This is a genomic window from Synechococcus sp. CCY 0621 (genome assembly GCF_019038465.1).
Lineage (GTDB): Bacteria > Cyanobacteriota > Cyanobacteriia > PCC-6307 > Cyanobiaceae > Cyanobium.
In genome coordinates, this window is record NZ_JAFKRH010000044.1 from 19,523 (window position 1) to 35,685 (window position 16,163).

The window sequence follows — 16,163 nt, forward strand, 5'->3', positions numbered from 1 at the left end:
CCCCACCGGCTCCCTCAGCCGGGGGGCTCCAGCCGCACCGCGAACCACTGGATCGCGCAACCCGGCGCCAGCTCCAGCTCACAGGCGGTGTCGATCAGCCGGCCGGCCCGGGCTTCGGGATCGGCCAGATCGGCCAGGTCGGCAGGTGGATCGCCCAGGGCCTCCACATGACCAGCCAGCCAGAGCAGGGTTTCGGCCGCCGTGAGGATGCGCTCCCCCTGGCCAGGCTCCAGCACCACGTAATGGTCGAGCTCCCGCAGCAGCGGATCGGACAAGGCCAGGACTTCGGTGGAGCCCATCCTGGCGGGTGCGAGGCCCGATGCGGTGCCAGGCCTCAGTCCCGACCCACCTCAGCGAGCAGCCGGTCGCGCCAGGCGAACAGCGGCTCGAGCACGGGGTTGTCGGCGATGCCTTCGACGCCCCGCCCCGCCAGGGGAGCACCGGCACAGACGGGGAACTTGAGCAGGTACAGCTGGGCCGCGACGGCGAGGTCGGCCAGGGTGAGACCATCGCCCTCCAGGTAGGGGCGCTGGGCCACCAGCAGGGCGAGCTGCTCGAGGCTGCGGTGAAGCTGCCGCACCTCGCAGGGCCCGAGCAGGTCGCGCATCGCCTCGGTGGCGGAGCCGAGCAGGCCACCCGGCAGGGCCCCCACCAGATCACGCAGGGGCGCCGGGGTGGCCTCGGGCAGCAGGGCCGCCCGCAGCACTGGGTCGGCGGCCGCCGCCTGGAGCAGGGCCAGGCGGGCACCCCGGGCCAGGGCGGTATCGGCCCAGTCCTCCAGCAGCAGCACCCTGGCGCGGGCGATCGGATCGGCCGGCAGCAGGGGGGGCTGGGGGTGGGAGGCCTCCAGGTGCAGGGCAATGGCGGTGGAATCGGCGATCACCTCGCCCCCATCCACCAGCACCGGCACCTGCCGCTGGCCAGAGAGCCGGAACAGCTCCAGCTGCCCCAGGCCGGGGGTCACCTCGACGATCGTGGCGTCGAGACCCTTGCGGGCCAGCAGCAGGCGCACCTTCTCGCAAAAGGCGGAATGTCTGAACTGATGCAGTTCCATGGGCCCTCCGGGGCGACTAAGCGTGGGCCTGGGCGGCAGAGTAGCCAGCATCCGACCAGGACCGCTACCGAGGCCATGAAGGAGTTTTTCGTCAACATCACCCGCTATCCGCGCTACCTGATCGCCTTCAGCCTCGGGGTGTTCAACTCTGTGTTCGAACCCCTGGCCCGGCGGCGCAGCAACCCGGTCACGGCGGTGGCCCTGGTGGGGGCCCTGATCAGCGGCATGGTCAGCCTCAGCCTGGTGCTGCGTGCCATGGTGCAACTGGGCCCGGTTTCTTAGTCATGGCACAGAGCCGACGGGTGGAACGGGTGGCGGCCCTGATCCGCCGGGAAGTGAGCGAGCTGCTGATCAGCGGCATCAAGGACGAGCGGGTCCAGCACGGCATGGTGAGTGTCACCAGCGTCGAGGTGGCCGGCGATCTGCAGCACTGCAAGATCTTCGTGAGCGTCTTCGGCAGCAACGAGGATCGGGAGGTGGCCATGGCCGGCCTGCAGGCAGCCTCCACCTACGTGAAGGGGGAACTGGGGCGCCGCCTCAAGATGCGCCGCACACCGGACGTGGTGTTCGTCCTCGACCGGGGCCTGGAGAAGGGCAACACGGTGCTGGGGTTGCTGCAGCGCCTGGAGGCGGAACGGCGCGAGCGCGGTGCCGACGAGGGCCCTGCGGATCCGGCTGGCGGCACCGACACCGACTCTGAGACCGAGGTCTGATTCGCCCGATGGCGCCACCCATCGACCCGCAGCAGGCCCTGGACCGCGCCGTCGCCGCCCTGCTGGTGGTGCGCTGCAGCGGCCATCCGGCCGATGGCCAGCGGCGCTATCCCCGCTGGGAGCTCGACAACGCCAGCCTGCAGCGCCTGCTCCAGCGCGGCGTGGGCGGCGTGATCCTGCTGGGGGGCAGCGCCGCCGAGTTGCGGCTGCGCACCCGCCAGCTGGCGGCCTGGGCCAGCGAACCGCTGCTGCTCTGCGCCGATGTGGAGGAAGGGGTAGGCCAGCGCTTCGAGGGGGCCAGCTGGCTGGTGCCACCGCTGGCCCTGGCCCGGATCCACGCCACCGACCCCGCCCTGGCCCTGGATCTGGCCCGGCGCTACGGGGCCTGCACGGGCCGGGAGGCCCGCCAGCTCGGACTCAACTGGGTGCTCGCCCCGGTCTGCGACGTCAACAACAACCCGGCCAACCCGGTGATCAATGTGCGGGCCTGGGGCGAAGACCCGGCCACCGCCGGTGCCCTGGCGGCCGCCTTCTGCCATGGCGCCCAGGCCGAAGGGGTGCTCACCTGCGCCAAGCACTTCCCCGGGCACGGCGACACCGCCAGCGACTCCCACCTGGAGCTGCCCCTGCTGCCCCACAGCCGCGCCCGCCTGGAGGCTGTGGAGCTGCCCCCATTCCGGGACGCGATCGCCGCCGAGGTGGCCGCGGTGATGACCGCCCACCTGTTGCTGCCGGCGCTTGATGCCGAACACCCGGCCACCCTGTCGCGACCGGTGCTCACCGGGCTGCTGCGCGAAGCGCTCGGTTTCGAGGGGCTGATCGTCACCGACGCCCTGGTGATGGAGGCGATCGCCGGCCGCTACGGCGCCTCGGAAGCCGCCGTGCTGGCCCTGGAGGCTGGGGCCGACCTGGTGCTGATGCCCGGCGATGCGGACGGGGCGATCGACGCCATCGTGGCGGCCGTCCACAGCGGCAGGCTGAGCCTGGAGCGGCTGCAGGCCAGCCTGGATCGGCGGCGTCTGGCCCTGGGGCGCTGCCCCGCGAGCGATGACCCCAGCGCCGCTGCCCCCCTGGGCCGGCTCAGCAATGGCCCCTCCGGCCCCGACCAGGCCCTGGCCCTGGAACTGGTGCAACGCAGCCTGGAGCAGCAGGGACAGGGCCCGGTGCGAGGCGGCCCCGGGGTGAACCTGATCCGGCTCGACAACAGCCTGGGTTGCCCCTTCCTGTCAGCAACCGCACCGTCCCTGGCCCTGCCCGCGGCCGCAGGATGGCGGGCCTGCCTGATCGACGGCCAGGGGCCCTCCCCCTGGAGCGGCGATGGGGAGGCCCCCCTGGCCCTGGAGCGGCTGGGCGAGGGTCCGGTGCTGCTGCAGCTGTTCGTGCGCGGTAATCCGTTCCGCGGCCGGGCCGACGGCCCGGATCCCTGGCCGGCGGTGATCCGCCAGCTGCAGGCCGCCGGCCGACTGGCGGGCCTGGCCGTGTACGGCAGCCCCTATGCCTGGCAGGCCCTGCAACCTCTGCTGGAGCCAGGCATTCCGGCCGCCTGGTCCCCGGGTCAGATGGCCCTGGCCCAGGGCGAACTGCTGGGGCGCCTCGGCCTCGCCCCCGGCGCAGCAGTTGGCACGGACTTCACCGACTGAGCCCTCACCGGCACCTAGCCTCCTGGCACGACCGTCCTGCCCCGCGGCGTCCGATGCTGAGCCTGTCGATGATCGTGCGCAACGAAGCAGAGCGGCTGGAGCGCTGCCTGGCTTCGGTGGCCGGCTTCGTCGACGAGATGGTGGTGGTGGACACCGGATCCGACGACGGCACCGCTGCGATCGCCGCCAGCTGCGGCGCCAGCGTGCACCACCTGGAATGGCCAGGGGACTTCGCCCCTGCCCGCAACCACGCCCTCGATCTGGTGCGGGGCGACTGGGTGCTGGTGCTGGATGGCGACGAATGGCTGCGACCCGAGGCCCGCTCGCCGCTGCGCGCCCTGATGGAGCAGCCACAGGCGCTGCTGATCAACCTGCTGCGCCAGGAAGTGGGGGCGGCCCAGTCCCCCTTCTCCAGCGTCAGCCGCCTGTTCCGACGCCACACCGCGATCCGCTGGAGCCGCCGTTACCACGCCATGGTCGATGACAGCGTGGCCACGCTGCTGGAGCAGGAGCCCCACTGGCAGGTGCTGGCCTGCGGAGAACCGGCCCTGGTGCACGAGGGCTACCGGCCGGAACTGCTGGCGGCCTCCGGCAAGGCCGCACGCCTGCGCCAGGCCATGGAGGCGGAGCTGGCCGCCCGCCCCGGCGACCCCTACGCCTGCGCCAAGCTCGGCGCCCTCGAGGTGAGCCAGGGCCAGCGCGCCAGGGGCATCGCCCTGCTGGAGGAGGGATTGGCCCGGGTCGGGGCCGGGTCACCCGCCGAACGCTATGAGCTGTTGCTCCATCTCGCCATCGCCCGCAGCCCTGGGGAGCCCGCCACCGCTGCCGCCCTGTACCGCCAGGCGCTGGAGCTGCCCCTGGAGGAGCGACTGACCCTGGGGGCCCGGCTCAACCTCGGGGCCCTGCTGTTGCGCCAGGGGGCCCTGGAAGAGGCGGCAGCCCTGACGGCAGCGGTGACCCGCCTCTGCCCGGAGCTTCCCCTGGCCTGGTTCAACCTGGGCCTGATCGAACGCCAGCGGGGCCGCCTGCTGGAGGCCATCGCCGCCTACCGACAAGCCCTGGCCCTGGAACCGCAGCAGGCCGACGCCCAGCGCAACCTGGCGGCCGCTCTGCTGCTGGCAGGCGACATCCCCGGGGCCCGGGATGGTTTCCGCAAGGCGATCGCCCTGCTGGAACACCAGGGCCAAGCCCAGCAGGCCCTCGCCTTGGCCCAGCAGGCCGGTGCGCTCGTGCGGCTGGACGCCTGATGGGCACGCCACCTCCACTGCCACTGCCACTGGCGGGCCGCACCGTCGCCGTGACCCGGGCCGAAACCCAGCTGGGAGCAGCCCGCCAGCTGTTCGAGCGGGCCGGGGCCCGTGTCATCGACCTGCCGGCCCTGGTGATCGGTCCACCCGATCACTGGGGCCCCCTCGACGATGCCCTGGCGGAACTGGATCAGTTCCACTGGATCGTCTTCTCCAGCGCCAACGGGGTGGACGCCGTGGAGCAGCGGCTGCTGCGCCAGGGGACCTGCCTGGCCCGCAGGCCCAGACAGGTCCGGCTGGCCGCGGTGGGGCGCAAGACCGCCCAGTCGCTGGAGGCCCTGGGGGCACCCGCCGATTTCGTACCACCGGCGTTTGTGGCCGACAGCCTGATCGAGCACTTTCCCGTGTCGGGCTGGGGGCAACGGCTGCTGCTGCCACGGGTGCAGAGTGGCGGACGCACGCTGCTGGCGGAGGCCTTCGCGGCGGCCGGCGCCCGGGTGGTGGAGGTGGCCGCCTACGAGACGCGCTGTCCCGCAGGACTGCCCACCGGTGCCCTGCAGGCCCTGGAGCGGCGCGGGTTGGATGCGATCACGTTCAGCAGCGGCAAGACGGTGGACCACACCGCCCAGTTGCTGGCCGGCAGCTTCGGCGAGGCCTGGATGCAGCAGCTGGACGGGGTGCAGGTGATTTCGATCGGCCCCCAGACCAGCCAGCGCTGCAGGGAGAGGCTCGGACGGGTGGACGGGGAGGCCGAGCCCCACGACCTGGAGGGTCTGGTGGCGGCCTGCAGCCGGGCCCTCAGAGTTCGACCTTGACCTTGCGACTGCCGCTCTGCAGGATCAGTCGACCGTTGGCCACATCCACCGAAGCCACGCTCCAGCCGGTGGGCAGCAGATCGGTGTTGCGGCCGCCCCGATCACCCGGCCGCAGGCTGCCGCTGAGCTGCTTGTAGGTCACCACCGCTTCGCTCTGGCCGCCGCTGTCGATCACGCCGGTGACGCGGAAGTCCTGCAGAAAGGCTGGCGGGGGGGCGGGGGGCGCCACGACCCCAGCACCGCCCGCAGCCCCCGGGACCATCTCCGCCACCAGGGAACCGAAGGGATCCTTACGACCCACCGGGAAGGCCGCCACCACCTGCTGGGAGGTGGGCAGCGGGGTCAACCCCGCTGGAACCGCCCCAGGCACCGCTGCAGGAGAGGCCGGCCTGGGGGGCGCCGGCGGCGGTGGCGCTTGCACTGTGGGGGCAGCAGCGCATCCGGCAAGCAGGAAGGGCAGCAGGGCGGCGAGGCCGAAACGGCCGCTAACCCTGTTCCACCAGGTCGCGAAATCGGTCAAGGTTGGCCTGCAACTCTCTGGTGACGATGCCACCCATGATGGTGGGTTCCATCAGCGGCGCAAGCACGCCGGGCAATTCATAGCTCACCGTGAGCTTGACGGCGGTGAGGTCGGGCCCGAGGGGATAAAAACGCACGGCCCCCTTGGTGGGCAGGCCACCCACGGATTCCCAGTGCAGCCTCTGGGAATCGACCCGCTCGGTGATCCGGGCTTTCCAGTGGAAACGGAAGCCCTGGGCCGCCAGGGTCCAGTCGGTGAGGTCGGGGTCGTCGAGGGTGACCACCGATTCGATCCAGCGCATCCAGCGGGGCATGGCCTCCAGATCGCTCCACACCTCCCACACCCTGGCCACGGGGGCCTGGATCTCGGTGGTGACGCTGTGCTCAAGCCATTTGCCCATGGTTGTGCTCCTAGGCCACCGCCGCGCAGGTGGCAAGCGCCACGGGTTGATTGAGGATGGCAGCCGCCGCCAGCCGACCGCTCATGGTGGCCCCTTCCATCGAGTCGATGTAGTCCTGGCGGGTGTAGCTGCCGGCGAGGAAGAAGTTGGGCACGGGGGTGCGTTGGTCGGGGCGGAAGGGCTCCATGCCGGGGGCTTCCCGGTACAGCGACTGGGCCAGTTTCACCACGTTGCTCCAGACGAGCTGCAACCCGGCAGCGGAGGGAAACAATTCGCGCACCTGGCGATCGGTGTGGGCGACGATCTCCTCGGTTTTCAACGGGATCCAGGGATCCCCAGGGGTGAGCACGCACTGCAGCAGGGAGCCGAGACCCTCCCTCCGGTAATCGGCCGGGCTGGCCAGCGCCAGATCGGCGAAACAGCTGAAGTCGGCATCCGCCGTGTAGAGGAGGTTGTCGAGACCGGCCGGACGACTCAGATCGGCGCGGCGGGCCTGGGGGCCGGCCCCGTCGCCCAGTTCGGTCACCCAGCCGTCGTAACGCAGCTGCACGGTGGCCACCGGTACCGTCTCGAGCTGGTCGATGGCGGCGAACTCGGGGAAACGGCGCCAGGCCTGGGGCAGCAGCCGCTGGGCTCCGGGGACATCGCAGGCGGCCAGATAGGCGTCGGCCTCCACCCGCTTCTCCCCCTCCGGGGTTCCCAGCACCAGGGAGGTGACGACGGTCTGGCCGTTGCGCTCCTCGTGGCGGACCTCGCTGACCCGGTGGCGCAGGTGCAGCCGGCCGCCCCGGGCCTGGATGTAGTCGAGGATCGGACCGGTCAGCCAGCGGTGGGGGGAACCCTTGAGCAGGTTGAGCTTGGAGGCCTCCGTTCTGGAGGCGAACATCATGAAGATGGTGAGCATGCAGCGGGCCGAAATGGCCTCGCAGTCGATGAAGCCGAGCGCATAGGCGATCGGGTTCCACATCCTCTGAATACTGCGGGGGCTGCCCCCATGGCTGAGGAACCACTGCTGGAAGCTGATCGCGTCCAGCGAGCGGATCACCGTCATGGCTCCCTCGTAATCGATCAGGCCCCGGACGATCGGGCTGGTGCCGAGCGCCAGGGCATTGCGCAGCTTGTCGATCCAGTCGAGCTGGGACGTGGTGAAGAAGGCCTTGAGGCCGTTGAACGGAGCCCCTACGGGAAAACGGAAATCCAGGGACCGCAGGTCCCCGCCACGGTTGACGAACAGGTGCCAGTGCTCCTTGGGCAGGAGGTTGTCGAAGGCACCCACCTTGCGCATCAGGGCGAAAAGGTTGGCGTAGTTGAAAAAGAAGACATGCAGCCCCATCTCGATGTGGTTCCCGTCCGGGTCCACCCAGCTGCCGACCTTGCCCCCCATGAACGGACGGGATTCGTACAGGTCCACCGCATGACCGGCGTCGACCAGATCAACGGCGGCACTCAGACCAGCCAGACCCGCACCCACGATGGCGACCCGCACCCTTGGATTCCCACGAAGGCCCTGACTCTATGGACCGGAGCCTACCCACGGCGGAAGGATCTCCATAGAGTGGTCGTTCACCGCGTCGTCCGGCGGCCCGATCCCATCCATCCGTCCCCCTTTCGCCCGATGAGCACCCCCGTCCAGACCCCCAGCGCCACGGTCACCCCCGCGGCCAATGCCGCAACCACCGTCACAGCCACAGCCGGTGTGGATGGCAAGGGCATCCTGATCACCGAACCCGCCATGCGACAGCTCGGCACCCTGATGGCGTCCCAGGGGGGCGAGAAGGTGCTGAGGGTGGGCGTGCGCTCCGGCGGCTGCAGCGGCATGAGCTACACGATGGATTTCATCGACGAATCGGAGATCCTTCCCGACGACGAGACCTACACCTACGAACCCGCCGGCGCCCCCAGCTTCCGGGTGGTCAGTGACCCCAAAAGCCTGCTGTACATCTACGGCATGCAGCTGGATTTCTCCTCGGCCCTGATCGGCGGCGGCTTCAACTTCACCAACCCCAACGCCTCCCAGACCTGCGGCTGCGGCAGCTCCTTCGCCGTCTGAGCCCGGGCCCGGCGGTGGCGCCACGGCCCCGCGGCATGGGAGTCTGACGATCCCCACCCAGCCACCCCCCGCCGCCATGACGGCCCAGCAGGACTCCCGCTTCGACCAGGCCATCGCCCGCTACCAGCAGGGGGCGGCGCCCGAAGACCTGATCGATGAGTTCCTGCAGATCACGGCCCAGGAGCCTCGCCAGTCGGCGGGCTGGACCTGCCTGGCCTGGTTGCAGTTGCTGCTGGACCAACCCCAGGCGGCCCTGCCCTCGGCCCGCAACGCGGTGAAGCTCAATCCCCAGGACCCCCAGGCCCGCATCAACCTGAGCGTGGCGATGCTGGAGACCGGCGCCAAGGGTGTGCGTGAGCACATCGACATGGTGAAACGCGTGATGCTGATGGCCCCCGAACTGGCGGGCGAACTGCAAGGCTCGATCGCCGATGGCCTGCAACGCCGGCCGGGCTGGCAGGCCCTTGAGAAGGTGAAGGCCTGGCTCAGCTGAGCGACCGGCCCTCGGCGAGGGTGTCGAGCACGGTTTCAGCGATCCGCCGCGAGCCCCCCGGCGGCCCGACCCGCTCGAGGGCGGCCTCGGCACAGCGCGCCGGCAGGTCAGCGTCGGCCAGCAGGCGCAGGATCAGATCGGCGGCCTCCTGGAGCTCGCCGCGCTCGGCCGGCCGCCTCCCGACGGTGTGGACCGTGGGACCCAGCAGCCGCATCTGGGATTCGGCGAAGGCGTAGCTGAACTGGGGACCGCGGCCCACCAGCTGCACCACCGGCAGTCCGAACCCCACCGCCTGCTCCACGGCGGTGCCGGCCATGCCCACCACCAGATCACTGGCGGCCAGGATTGAGGCCAGCCCCCCCGGCAGCAGGCGCACCTCCAGGCGAGCGGAGGCGGAGCGGAGCGCGCCACCGGCAAGATCCACCTGCCAGCCCACGGACGCGGCCAGGGGTTCCAGTTCCCGCCAGTGGGGACTCTCCACAACGGCGACGAGAAAGCGCCAGCGGCCATCCCCGGCCAGGCCGCCCAGCTGGCTGCAGAGCCGCAGCATCAGAACGAGGTTGTGCAAGGCCTCCGGGAAGCGGCTGCCCGGCACCAGCGCCAGCGTGCGGGTGCCCTCCTGGCGGGCCACCTGGCCAGGGTCAGGGGGAGGCATGTCCATGATCGGGTAGCCGCGGAACAGGGCCTTGGCCAGTCCCTGGGCCTGGAGGTCGCGGGCGCTGAAGGCATCGCGGGTCAGCACCACCCGCACCCGCCGGCGGCGGCAGCACCAGCGGGTGAGGGCCGAGAGCCGCAGCCGACCCTCGTAAAAGCTCGAGGTGGAAACCAGGAACACCACCGTCGGGCGCCCGGTGAGCAGGGCGAAGATCAGCGGGACGTGGTCGCCGATGCTCACCACCAGGTCGTAGTGGCGTCCCTGGCGCCAGGCCGTCCAGAGCTGGGCCACGCTCTGCTGCAGCCAGCCCGCGGCCAGATCCTTCCAGATGTTGAGGCCCTGGTACACCATGCCTCCGGACGGCAGGGTCCGGCCCTGGAACAGGAGCGGCAGGGCCCGGCGTGCGTAGGCCGAGCCGGCGCCGACGATCGGCAGGGCCGCCAGTTCCACCCCGGGCGCACACTGGCGCAGGCCGTCGGCAATCAATCCCCCATTGAGATCCTCGCCATGACCGTTGCTGATCAGCATGATCCTGGGAGCAGGGGAAAGGGGCACACGGGACACCAAGTCCGGTCGAGTTTAGGTTTGGGCACACCCGGGATTCCCGCCCCCTCCCGGCTCACCCCAACGGCATGAGCACCCCCGCCACGGGCCCCGGCGCCCAGCTGCGCCGCGTCCTCGACATCGTGCTGGTGGCCGACGTGTTCCTCGTCCTGGCCGGAGCCCTCTTCTTTGCCGTGGCGGTGGTGCTGCATGGCCAGCAGCTGGACGCGCCCCTGGAACTCTTCCAGCAGCTGTGGCAACCGCTGTTCACCCCGGCCATCGGCCTGCTGATGGCGGCGGCTCTGCTCAGCGGCGCTCTGGGCTGGTGGCAGCGGCGAGGGCAGCGCTGAGGTCGGTGAACTGGAAGTGGAAGCCCTGGGACACCAGCCGCTCGGGCTTCACCTGCTGCCCCTCCAGCACCACCTTGGCGCCATCGCCGAGCAGCAGCTGCAACAGGGGGCCCGGCACGGGCAGCAGGCTGGGCCGGCCGAGGACGCGGCCCAGAGTGGAGGCGAAGATCGCCATCCGGGTGGGCTCTGGGGCCACGGCGTTGTAAGGACCGGCAAAGGAGGCGTCCTCGAGGGCGGTGGCGATCAGCCGGCAGAGGTCGTGGCGCTGGATCCAGCTCATCCATTGCTGGCCGCTGCCCACCGGCCCGCCGAATCCGGCCCGGAACACGGGCAGCATCTTGCCGAGGGCACCGCCGTCGGGGCCGAGGACGATGCCGATCCGCAACACCACGACGCGGCAGGCTTCGGGGGCGACCTGGGTGGCGGCTTCCCAGCGGGCGCAGAGCCGGGCGAGGAAATCGTCGCCCGGCGGGCTGGCTTCCGTGAAGCACCCGTCCAGGCTGGTGCCGTAATACCCCACAGCCGATCCGCTCACCAGCACCGAGGGAGGCTTGGCCAGGTTCGCCATCGCCCGCACCAGCTGCGTCGTGGTGACCAGACGGCTGTCGAGCAGCCGCTGGCGGTAGGCGGGGGTCCAGCGCTGGTCGGCGATCGACTCCCCGGCCAGGTTGACCACCCCATCGGCCGCTGCCAGCGCCTCAAGCAAGGGGGGCTGGCTCCAGCTGGCCGGGTCGGCCAGATCGAAGCAGAGATTGGTGATCCTTGGATCGGCCGCCTCGCTGTCAGGCCGAGGCCGGCGGCTCACCAGGGTGAGCTGGTGGCCGAGGTTGAGCAGGAACGGCACCAGCTCCCGGCCGACGAAACCGGTGCATCCGAGCAGAAGCAAGCGCATGCCCACGGGTCATCGGAGTCCTGTGCCGAGGTTAGGTTCCGGCGGCCCTAACCTGGGCCGACCGTTCCTCCGCAAGATGGTTGACTCCGCGCCCGCCGCTGCCCCGGGCCTCAAGAAGGGCGCCCTGGTGAGGGTGAACCGATCGGCTTACACCAACAGCCTGGAGGCCGGCGCCAGTGATCCGGTGGCCCCCGCCTACCTGTTCGAGGGGCCCGGGGAGATCCTCGCCATCCAGGGGAGTTACGCCCAGCTGCGCTGGCGCCGGCCCGTGCCGGACGTTTGGCTGCGGCTCGACCAGCTCGAGGCGATGCCCGCCGCCTAGAGCTCCACCCGGCGCCGTTCCTCCTTCAGTCGGCTGCGGCGCAACCTGGCTTCGCGCAGCATCTCCTTGCCGTCGTGTAGGTAGCTGTCCACATAACCCATGGTGTAGCGCTCCAGCTCCACCAGGGCATCCTGCACCTGGCTGAGGCAGTGGTAGAGGCTGAGGCCAAACCCCCGCGCCGCCGCCGGGCAGGCCCGGGACCGGTAAAGCGCCTCCACCTTCTCCATCCGGGTGCGGCTCTGCTCAAGGAAGGCGCAGAACGTCTCCATCAGGTCGTCGTCGTAGGGGTCGGCCGCCAGGGAGCGAAGCTGGGCCGGGAAGGGATTGATCACCTGGCCGATCAACCGGTCGATCGGCACGTACACCTGCTGGAGCCAGCCCAGAAGCTCCTCGTCGCTGGCCGCCCCCGCACCCCGGCGACGTCCCTGGGCTGCTCCGTTGCCCGGGCCGGAGCCATGGCCACCGCTCCGTGGTGCCCCCCCTACCCCCAGGCCGGAGCCATGGTCGTAATGGCGGCGACGGTCGCCGTCCCTGAGCACTTCCCAGGCGGCATTGAGGGCCAGGATCGTGCGCTGATCGCCACCGGCATCCGGGTGATGCTGTTTGACAAGCGCGCGGTAGGCGGCCTTGATCTCGGCGGTGCTGGCCCCGGGGGGGACCCCGAGGGTGGCGTAGTGGTCGGCAGGGGTCCTGGCCATGCGCTGGAAGCGCCGTCTGGAACCAGCATCGCCGATGGGCCCGCCGCCTGGCGTCCCAAAAAAAAGCCCCCCTCGAAAGGGGGGCGCGGGGTTGTGAGGAAGCGTGAGGAGGAAGGAACGCCCAGGCCAGGAGACCTGGAGGTGACCCGGAGGATCAGAACTTGAACTGGGTCTGGATCAGGCCGCCGAGCACGCTGCTCGACTGGCCGATGGTGGTGAACTGGCCGTTGGGGCGGCTCAGATAGAAGAGTGCCGGGGTCACGCTGATGTTGTCGGTGACCTGGAACCGGTACCACCACTCCCAGGCGAAGTTGCCGTCCTGGGGGGTCTCGCCGTTGCGCAGCGAGGTGGCGAAGACCGGCTGACCGACGGCCATCCCGAGGGCGTTGCCCTTGATGAACGCATCGGACCACTGCAGGCCCACGCTCCAGGACTGGCTGGCGCCGCGGTTGGCCGACTGGTTGAAGGTCGGGACCGTGTTGAACGTGGGCACCCGGACGGCGGTTGCTCCTCTGCCAATCGTGAGGGTCTGGGGATTCAGCTCAGGCTGGGTCATGGCGTTGTAGCCCCAGCCGAGGTTGATGGAGGGGATCCAGCCGCTCTTCTTGGGCTGCCACGCAAAGGTGGTGGCGAAGTTGTTGGAGTAGGCGGCACTGGTGCCGAAGTTCTCCGAACCCAGGAAGTTGTTGTTGATGTTGGTGCAATCCACCGCCGGCTGGGCGAAGGAGGTGCCGCGGCGGAAGTTCTGGCCGCACTGGACGTAGCTCCAGGCGAAGGCGAAGCGCCAGTTCTTGCCGGCCACACCGGCCTGGGTGGTCCAGGTGCCGCGGCTGCGCTCGCCCAGCAGGCCCCCCTGGTTGGGGTTGCCGTTGTCACCGTTGGGGGCGACGTAGGCGGTGGAGATCGCGAAGAACGGCTTGCCCTTCTTGACGTTCTGCTTCCACATCAGGCCGAAGGTGGAACCGGTGGCCTTGTTGTAGGCACCGGGGGCACCGTGCAGAGTGAAGACGTCGAGGATCTCGGAGCGGTAGAACCAGGGGGTGATCGCCAGGAACTCGGTGTTGCGGGCCCGGGCGCCGATCAGGGCGGTGAAGTCGCGGCCGATCGGGAAGCGGTAGTAGAGACGGTCGATGTTGACGACATCAGCACCACCAACCGGTGAGAAGGCGCGATCCAGCGCCATCAGGTTGTACGGCTGGCCGCCGAAGGGGCTGTTGTTGAAGTTGCCGCTGCGCAGACGGGTGTACAGCAGGTCCTTGCCGGTGAAGCTGGTAAGGAGGTTGAGGCGCAGGTCGTAGTTGAAGACCGTGGCGCCCCAGTTGCGGCGGTTGTTGGCGGGGAAGGCGTTGGCCGCACCGGCCGGCACACCGACAGCCGGGTTCGGCAGACCCTGGTTGCCACCGAAGGAGTTGGAGCCGATCACGAAGACGGCATCACCCTGGAGCTTGGTGGTGGTGGAGAACTGGGTGGCCTCGAGCTCACCCACCTTGGCCTCCAGGCCATCCACCCGGCCGCGCAGCACGGCGAGTTCCTTCTCGAACTCGTCCATCAGGCGCTTCAGCTCGTCGGTCACTTCGGTGATCCGGTCGAGGCAGGCGTTCAGCAGGGCCGCCGCTTCGTAGCGGGTCATGGCCTGGCCGCCCTTGAAGGTGCCGTTCGGGTAGCCGGCGACGCAGCCGTAGCGCTCGATCAGGTTGGACAGGGCTTGGAAGGCCCAGTCGGTGGGCTTGACGTCGGAGAACTGGTTGACGCTCGTGACCTGGTTCTGGGCTTCCCAGGCCTTGAAGCTGTCAATGTTCTGCTGCTCCATGTAGGTGGAGATCTCCGCCCTCTGGGAGGGGGAGATTTCACCGGCCGAAGCGGCAAGTGGCGACAGCAGCCCAAGGGCCACAGGCGCCAGCAGAAGTTGCTGGAAGGGTTTCATTGGTCCTCACACCAAAAAGAGGAATCCCCGCGAGGGGGACGGCGCAAAGGTATAGGAATCCATCGACTCTCCAGACAGGCCTGAGCACATCAAGGGGTATCCCAGCTGACATGAGCCTTGATGGACCCCACCGGGAAAGGACATGAGCCCGGTGGGACGGGGGGCACAGCGCTGGCCGGTGGGCGGCATTCTGTCTTCAGAGCAAAAAAAGCCCGGCTGCTTTGCAGCCGGGCGAATTTGAGGGTGTTGTGAGAGGAGATTGATCCGGAAGGATCAGAACTTGAAGGTGGTCTTGAGGAAGCCGCCGAAGTTGTTGAAATCGGAGCCACTGTTGGGCAGACCACCAATGTTCTTGGAGATCTGGCCCAGGGGAGCGCTCAGGTAGTACAGCGCAGGGGTCACACTGATGTTGTCGGTGACCTGGAACTTGTACCACCACTCCCAGGCGTAGTTGCCATCAACGATGGCAGTGGCGGCGGCAGGTCCACCGAAGACGGTGGGGCCGGCGCTGACGGACGTCAGGAAGGTGGGCTGACCGACGGCCATACCGGCGGAGTTGCCCTTGATGAACACGTCAGACCACTGCAGACCCACGTACCAGGACTGGCTGGTGGCGTTGGTGACGCCGGTGGTGGAAACGAGTGCCGTGGCGCCGTTGAGCGTGGTGGTGCCGTTGTAGTTGCTGCGGTTGATGCCCCAGCCGGCGCTGATGGAGGGGACCCAGCCGGAAGTGCTGGGCTGCCAGTAGGCGCTGATGCCCACCGAGTTGGTGGCGGCGGCGTTGGTCTGGAAGATGGTGGCCAGAGGTGTGCCGTTGCCGGGGTAGAGACCGGCCGTGCCCGAGGAGTAGGTGTAAGCCGCCGCAATGCCGTAGTTGGAACCGGTGTAGGCGATCTGGGCGGTACCCGTCTGGGCGGAGCAGGCGTTGCCGATGCCGCCGCAGTTCGCCGTGCCGGCGATCGGGTTGCCCACGTCACCGTTGGCGGAGACGTAGTTGGCGCTCACGCTGAAGCCGCCGCTCTTCCACCACAGACCACCACCAGCACCCAGGTTGAGGCTGTAGGTGCCGGGGGCACCGGCGTAGGTGAAGATGTCGAGGACGGTGTCAGCCGGATAGGCGGAAGGCCACACGGCGAGCATGTCGTCCTGACGGACCCGACCACCGATGGTGGCGGTGAAGCTGCTGCCCAGGGGGAACTGGTAGAAGAGGCGGTTGATCGCGACCACGTCACCGCAGTCAACGCCAAGGCCACAGTTCTCTTCAAAGCCAGCTTCGGTGGCGTTCAGGCCAACAACAGGCTGACCGAAGGGGCCTTGGGCGAAGTTACCGGCGCGCAGCCGGGTGCGCAGCAGGTCCTTGCCGGTGAAGCTGGTGTCGAAGTTGAGCTGGATGTCGTAGTTGAACGCCGTGGCGCCCTGGGTCTGACGCGCCTGGTTCGCCCAGGTGTTGGGGACATAGCCCAGGCCGGCGGCGTTGGGGCCGAAGGGACCGGGAACGAACGCGGGAATCGGCGCGCCTGCCCCGACGAGGCTGGCGGGCAGCAGCACAGAGGCTGGGTCGGCGGGGACGGCAGGCAGGAAGACCCCTGCCACCGGAGCGATCTGGGCGTTACCGCCGTAGCTGTTGGCACCCATGATGAAGGTGGCCTTACCGGTCAGCTTCGTGGTGGTGGAGAACTGGGTGGCTTCCAGCTCACCCACCTTGGCCTCCAGGCCATCCACACGGCCGCGCAGCACGGCGAGTTCCTTTTCGAACTCGGCCATCAGGCGCTTCAGCTCGTCGGTCACTTCGGTGATCCGGTCGAGGCAGGCGTTCAGCAGGGCCGCCGCTTCATAGCGGGTCATGG

19 protein-coding genes are annotated in these 16,163 nt (G+C 69.4%); 9 read left to right on the forward strand and 10 right to left on the reverse strand.

All coding sequences use genetic code 11. From position 1 onward, the window contains the following. Positions 1 to 14 precede the first annotated feature (14 nt). A complete protein-coding gene (locus tag KUG43_RS14865) occupies positions 15 to 275 on the reverse strand; it encodes a CRR7 family NDH-1 assembly protein (protein WP_216910383.1) in 261 nt (86 codons plus the stop codon). Between the two features lie 59 nt (positions 276 to 334). Further along, the gene (locus KUG43_RS14870) at positions 335 to 1,054 is read right to left on the reverse strand and encodes a glutathione S-transferase family protein (protein ID WP_216910346.1); all 720 of its coding nucleotides are present in this window, start codon (positions 1,052 to 1,054) and stop codon (positions 335 to 337) included. 75 nt (positions 1,055 to 1,129) lie between these two features. Here KUG43_RS14870 and KUG43_RS14875 point away from each other — a divergent pair, with 75 nt between their 5' ends. From KUG43_RS14875 to KUG43_RS14895, 5 genes are read left to right on the forward strand one after another with little or no spacing between them, the layout of a single operon-like run. After that, entirely contained in the window at positions 1,130 to 1,336 is a 207-nt protein-coding gene (locus KUG43_RS14875; RefSeq protein WP_216910348.1) for a DUF751 family protein, read from the forward strand. A 2-nt stretch (positions 1,337 to 1,338) separates the two neighbouring features. Continuing rightward, positions 1,339 to 1,767 carry a 30S ribosome-binding factor RbfA gene (gene rbfA, locus KUG43_RS14880; protein ID WP_216910350.1) on the forward strand — a complete coding sequence of 143 codons (429 nt, stop codon included), beginning with the start codon at positions 1,339 to 1,341 and terminating at the stop codon, positions 1,765 to 1,767. Between the two features lie 8 nt (positions 1,768 to 1,775). Then, positions 1,776 to 3,407 (forward strand): glycoside hydrolase family 3 N-terminal domain-containing protein, encoded by a 1,632-nt coding sequence (locus tag KUG43_RS14885; RefSeq protein ID WP_216910352.1) that lies wholly within the window; start codon positions 1,776 to 1,778, stop codon positions 3,405 to 3,407. A gap of 53 nt (positions 3,408 to 3,460) precedes the next feature. Beyond that, the gene (locus KUG43_RS14890) at positions 3,461 to 4,654 is read left to right on the forward strand and encodes a glycosyltransferase (protein WP_216910354.1); all 1,194 of its coding nucleotides are present in this window, start codon (positions 3,461 to 3,463) and stop codon (positions 4,652 to 4,654) included. Further along, positions 4,654 to 5,469, forward strand: coding sequence for a uroporphyrinogen-III synthase (locus KUG43_RS14895; protein ID WP_216910356.1), 816 nt, complete (start codon positions 4,654 to 4,656; stop codon positions 5,467 to 5,469). The genes KUG43_RS14890 and KUG43_RS14895 overlap by 1 nt, the downstream gene beginning before the upstream one ends. Here the strand turns inward: KUG43_RS14895 and KUG43_RS14900 are convergent. From KUG43_RS14900 to zds, 3 genes are all read right to left on the reverse strand, one after another. Beyond that, positions 5,453 to 5,815 (reverse strand): hypothetical protein, encoded by a 363-nt coding sequence (locus KUG43_RS14900; RefSeq protein ID WP_216910358.1) that lies wholly within the window; start codon positions 5,813 to 5,815, stop codon positions 5,453 to 5,455. The genes KUG43_RS14895 and KUG43_RS14900 overlap by 17 nt on opposite strands. 139 nt (positions 5,816 to 5,954) lie before the next feature. Then, positions 5,955 to 6,389, reverse strand: a complete 435-nt coding sequence (locus KUG43_RS14905) for an SRPBCC family protein (RefSeq protein ID WP_216910360.1) — start codon at positions 6,387 to 6,389, stop codon at positions 5,955 to 5,957. A 10-nt stretch (positions 6,390 to 6,399) separates the two neighbouring features. Beyond that, the gene (gene zds / locus KUG43_RS14910; RefSeq protein ID WP_216910362.1) at positions 6,400 to 7,875 is read right to left on the reverse strand and encodes a 9,9'-di-cis-zeta-carotene desaturase; all 1,476 of its coding nucleotides are present in this window, start codon (positions 7,873 to 7,875) and stop codon (positions 6,400 to 6,402) included. A gap of 129 nt (positions 7,876 to 8,004) precedes the next feature. Here zds and KUG43_RS14915 point away from each other — a divergent pair, with 129 nt between their 5' ends. Together KUG43_RS14915 and KUG43_RS14920 are read left to right on the forward strand one after the other, a co-directional pair. Further along, positions 8,005 to 8,439, forward strand: coding sequence for a HesB/IscA family protein (locus KUG43_RS14915; protein WP_216910364.1), 435 nt, complete (start codon positions 8,005 to 8,007; stop codon positions 8,437 to 8,439). Positions 8,440 to 8,515: 76 nt separating this feature from the next. After that, positions 8,516 to 8,932 carry a tetratricopeptide repeat protein gene (locus KUG43_RS14920; protein WP_216910366.1) on the forward strand — a complete coding sequence of 139 codons (417 nt, stop codon included), beginning with the start codon at positions 8,516 to 8,518 and terminating at the stop codon, positions 8,930 to 8,932. Here the strand turns inward: KUG43_RS14920 and KUG43_RS14925 are convergent. Then, complete coding sequence (locus KUG43_RS14925) at positions 8,925 to 10,115, reverse strand: lipid-A-disaccharide synthase-related protein (protein ID WP_216910368.1); 1,191 nt, start codon at positions 10,113 to 10,115, stop codon at positions 8,925 to 8,927. The genes KUG43_RS14920 and KUG43_RS14925 overlap by 8 nt on opposite strands. A gap of 104 nt (positions 10,116 to 10,219) precedes the next feature. Here KUG43_RS14925 and KUG43_RS14930 point away from each other — a divergent pair, with 104 nt between their 5' ends. Then, the gene (locus tag KUG43_RS14930) at positions 10,220 to 10,480 is read left to right on the forward strand and encodes a DUF8620 family protein (RefSeq protein WP_216910370.1); all 261 of its coding nucleotides are present in this window, start codon (positions 10,220 to 10,222) and stop codon (positions 10,478 to 10,480) included. On the opposite strand, the gene KUG43_RS14935 is transcribed toward KUG43_RS14930, so the two are convergent. Further along, positions 10,437 to 11,372 carry a TIGR01777 family oxidoreductase gene (locus KUG43_RS14935; protein WP_216910372.1) on the reverse strand — a complete coding sequence of 312 codons (936 nt, stop codon included), beginning with the start codon at positions 11,370 to 11,372 and terminating at the stop codon, positions 10,437 to 10,439. The two genes, KUG43_RS14930 and KUG43_RS14935, sit on opposite strands and share 44 nt — an antisense overlap. Before the next feature lie 76 nt (positions 11,373 to 11,448). Between KUG43_RS14935 and KUG43_RS14940 the strand changes: the two genes are divergently transcribed. Continuing rightward, entirely contained in the window at positions 11,449 to 11,694 is a 246-nt protein-coding gene (locus KUG43_RS14940; protein WP_216910374.1) for an NAD(P)H-quinone oxidoreductase subunit O, read from the forward strand. On the opposite strand, the gene KUG43_RS14945 is transcribed toward KUG43_RS14940, so the two are convergent. From KUG43_RS14945 to KUG43_RS14955, 3 genes are all read right to left on the reverse strand, one after another. Continuing rightward, positions 11,691 to 12,392, reverse strand: a complete 702-nt coding sequence (locus tag KUG43_RS14945; protein ID WP_216910376.1) for a J domain-containing protein — start codon at positions 12,390 to 12,392, stop codon at positions 11,691 to 11,693. The genes KUG43_RS14940 and KUG43_RS14945 overlap by 4 nt on opposite strands. A 154-nt stretch (positions 12,393 to 12,546) precedes the next feature. Then, entirely contained in the window at positions 12,547 to 14,316 is a 1,770-nt protein-coding gene (locus tag KUG43_RS14950; RefSeq protein ID WP_216910377.1) for an iron uptake porin, read from the reverse strand. Positions 14,317 to 14,589: 273 nt separating this feature from the next. Beyond that, the coding region (locus KUG43_RS14955; protein ID WP_216910379.1) for an iron uptake porin at positions 14,590 to 16,163 on the reverse strand (1,574 nt) is incomplete at its 5' end.